Here is a 2,671-nt window from a genome sequence, read left to right as displayed (position 1 = left end):
ACAAAAATATCATTTTTCAAAAGGTTTTTTAAATGAAGTACGACAAAACCATCATCTTGACTTTCAATAAATAATTTATCTTCAGGGAGACGGTCCGTGAGGTCGCCGCCCGCGGCACCACGGTCCTGCTGACCACGCAGTACCTCGACGAGGCCGACCAGCTGGCGTCGCGCATCACGGTGCTCGACCACGGCAAGGTCGTCGCCAACGGGAGTCCGGCCCAGCTCAAGCGTCAGGTCGGCGGCGATCGCGTCACGGTGACGCTGCCGGGCCGCGAGGCGCTCGACGAGCCCGTCCGCCGGCTGTCGGAGGCGGTGGGCGAGCCGGCCGTGGTCGACGCCGAGGCGCGCACGGTGACCTTCGAGGTGGGTGCCGGCGTGGTTGCGCTCGCCGACATCGTCCGCGCCCTCGATCAGCTCGGCATCACTCCCGAGGACCTGGTGTTGCGGCGGCCGACGCTCGACGAGGCATTCCTGGCCCTGACCGGAAAGGACGGTGTGGCACGGTGACGACGTTGCGAGCCGGCTGGGTGATCACCCAGCGAGATCTGGCCCATTGGGTACGCCAGCCGTGGACACCGATCTTCGGTCTGCTGTTCACGATCATGCTGTTGCTCGTCTTCGGCTTCCTCTTCGGTGGCGCGATCAGCGTGCCCGGCGGCGGCGACTACATCGACTTCCTGCTGCCCGGCATGCTGGCGCTGAGCATGATGTTCGGGGTCGAGACGACGGCCACGGCGATGGCCGCCGACGCCCGCCGGGGCATCACCGACCGGTTCCGCTCCATGCCGATCGGCAGCGCTTCGGTGGCGCTCGGCCGGGTCGGCGCCGACATGGTGAACTCGGTGGCCGAGCTGTTCGTCCTGATCGCCGGCGGCCTGCTGATCGGCTGGCGGATCACGGACGGCCCGGCGTCCGCGGCGCTGGCCGTGCTGCTGTTGCTCCTGCTGCGTTTCGCGGTGTTGTGGATCGGCATCTTCGTCGGGCTGTCGTTCCGCGGTGAGGGCGCGACCATGGCCGTCCAGGTGCTGGTCTGGCCGATCGGCTTCCTCTCCTCGGCCATCGTCTCCGCCGAGACGATGCCGGCCTGGCTCGGCGCGATTGCGTCCTGGAACCCGTTGTCCGCAACGGCTTCCGCGACGCGTCAGCTCTTCGGGAACCCGACCGGCCTGACCGAGGGAGCGCTGGCCGGGGAGATCTGGCCGGCCGTCGTCTGGCCACTGGTCCTGACCGCGATCTTCGTGCCGCTCTCGGCCCGGGCGTATCGCAAACTGCGGGCCTGAGCCATCCACCCGTGCCGGGCGCGCCGGGGGTGGCGGGCCCGGCATGGGGCGCAGATGTCGATGAACCGGCGGCGCGGCACGATGGAGGGGTGACTTCACGAGGGAGTGGGACGTGCGGCTGACGGATTTCTGGACCCGGCTGGAGGAGTCGTTCGGCGGCGCCTATGCGCGGAGCCTGGCCGCCGATCAGAGTATCGCCGGGCTCGGCGGCCGAACCATCGATGAAGCGCTTGCTCAGGGTGAGGAAACGGCGACCGTCTGGCGTGCGGTTGTCGCCGCATACCCCGATCGAGTGCCATCGCGCCTGCGTTGACCTGCATTTAGCACGTTTGTTCGGCGTGTCGCTAGATCGTCGTACAGGTGTTCGGCTATCGTCCACACCGGCATGTCATCCACAGGCCACGGCAGGGCAGCGAGTTTTTGTCGTACCCACCGCCTAGCGTGTGCCGCGTGGTGAACAGAAGCTCATCGGCGAAATCGAGTGCGGGTACCAAGGCGAGTACAGGGGTGGCGGACATGGTGGCAGGACCTGACCGGGACAAGGCGCTCGATCTGGCGCTGGCGCAGATCGACAAGCAGTTCGGCAAGGGCTCGGTGATGCGGTTGGGCGAGCGGCCGGTCGTGGACACCGCCGTCATCCCGACCGGATCCATCGCCCTCGACGTGGCGCTCGGCGTCGGTGGTCTGCCGCGTGGCCGCGTGATCGAGGTCTACGGCCCGGAGTCGAGCGGTAAGACCACGGTGGCGCTGCACGCGGTGGCCAACGCGCAGCGGGCCGGCGGCATCGCCGCCTTCATCGACGCGGAGCACGCGCTCGACCCGGAGTACGCGCGCAATCTCGGCGTCGACACCGACGCGCTGCTGGTGTCCCAGCCCGACACGGGTGAGCAGGCGCTCGAGATCGCAGACATGCTGATCCGCTCCGGCGCGCTCGACATCATCGTCATCGACTCGGTGGCCGCGCTGGTGCCGCGCGCCGAGATCGAGGGCGAGATGGGCGACAGCCACGTGGGTCTGCAGGCCCGGCTGATGAGCCAGGCGCTCCGCAAGATCACCGGCATTCTGAGCAACTCGGGCACCACCGCGATCTTCATCAACCAGCTCCGGGAAAAGATCGGCGTCATGTTCGGCTCGCCCGAGACGACGACCGGTGGCCGGGCGCTGAAGTTCTACTCGTCCGTGCGCCTCGACGTCCGGCGCATCGAGAGCCTCAAGGACGGCACCGACGTGGTCGGTAACCGGACGCGGGTCAAGGTCGTGAAGAACAAGGTGGCCGCGCCGTTCAAGCAGGCCGAGTTCGACATCATGTATGGCAAGGGCATCTCGCGTGAGGGTTCGCTGATCGACGTCGGCGTCGAGCAGAGCATCATCCGCAAGTCCGGTGCCTGG

At 67.4% G+C, this 2,671-nt stretch carries 5 protein-coding genes; 4 read left to right on the top strand and 1 reads right to left on the bottom strand.

Translation table 11 applies throughout. The features are described from left to right. Positions 1-191, bottom strand: a 191-nt coding sequence (locus AB0M20_RS36910; protein WP_364305361.1) for a hypothetical protein, incomplete at its 3' end; no start/stop codon positions are given. Here AB0M20_RS36910 and AB0M20_RS36905 point away from each other — a divergent pair. The 4 genes from AB0M20_RS36905 to recA form a co-directional block, all read left to right on the top strand. Next, positions 180-509, top strand: coding sequence for a DUF4162 domain-containing protein (locus AB0M20_RS36905; protein ID WP_364305360.1), 330 nt, complete (start codon positions 180-182; stop codon positions 507-509). The two genes, AB0M20_RS36910 and AB0M20_RS36905, sit on opposite strands and share 12 nt — an antisense overlap. Next, the gene (locus tag AB0M20_RS36900) at positions 506-1,282 is read left to right on the top strand and encodes an ABC transporter permease (RefSeq protein WP_364305359.1); all 777 of its coding nucleotides are present in this window, start codon (positions 506-508) and stop codon (positions 1,280-1,282) included. Before AB0M20_RS36905 ends, AB0M20_RS36900 begins: the two co-directional genes overlap by 4 nt. A gap of 112 nt (positions 1,283-1,394) precedes the next feature. Continuing rightward, entirely contained in the window at positions 1,395-1,595 is a 201-nt protein-coding gene (locus tag AB0M20_RS36895; RefSeq protein WP_364305357.1) for a DUF3046 domain-containing protein, read from the top strand. A gap of 203 nt (positions 1,596-1,798) precedes the next feature. Then, the coding region (recA, locus tag AB0M20_RS36890) for a recombinase RecA (protein ID WP_364305355.1) at positions 1,799-2,671 on the top strand (873 nt) is incomplete at its 3' end.

It is taken from the genome of Actinoplanes sp. NPDC051633, assembly GCF_040681735.1.
Classification (GTDB): domain Bacteria; phylum Actinomycetota; class Actinomycetes; order Mycobacteriales; family Micromonosporaceae; genus Actinoplanes.
The sequence above is the reverse complement of the archived record's forward strand: the minus strand, read 5'-3'. Positions and strand labels throughout refer to the sequence as shown.